Here is a 418-nt window from a genome sequence, read left to right on the forward strand (position 1 = left end):
TTTATACCACCCTGCCACCCACCCCTGCGCGCGGGGGCGCCGCGTCGATCCCGGGGGGGCGGGGGCCCACCAATCCGGCTGGGGCCCGGCCCCCCGGGGGCGCCCAGGACCCGGGGCAATCATGGGCTGATGTGTCAGGCGGTCCGGAGTGGCGGTCGGTCGGCCCCGGCCGCCAGGTCCTGGAGCAGCGCCAGGTCGGCGTGGTCGAGGCCGGGGATGATGTGCCGCCCGGGCCCTCCCGGTACGGGGATCAGCGACGGCACCACCAGGATCGGGCAACCGGCCGCCTCCGCGGAGGCGGCCCCGACCGCGGTGTCCTCGACAGCGACACAGGCGCGGGGCGGCCAAGCGACGGCCCCCGCGGCCGGGGGGTTGGGGTGGGGGGAGGGGGTGGTGGGCGGGGTTTGGGAGGAGGCGA

At 78.0% G+C, this 418-nt stretch carries 1 pseudogene; it reads right to left on the bottom strand.

Features of this window, described 5'->3' with window-relative positions:
- Positions 1-134: 134 nt before the first annotated feature.
- A pseudogene (locus ACNPQM_RS28605) lies at positions 135-418 on the bottom strand (HAD family phosphatase); the annotation flags it as partial.

This window comes from Streptomyces sp. NPDC056231, from assembly GCF_048270745.1.
In the GTDB taxonomy this organism is placed as follows: Bacteria; Actinomycetota; Actinomycetes; order Streptomycetales; family Streptomycetaceae; genus Streptomyces.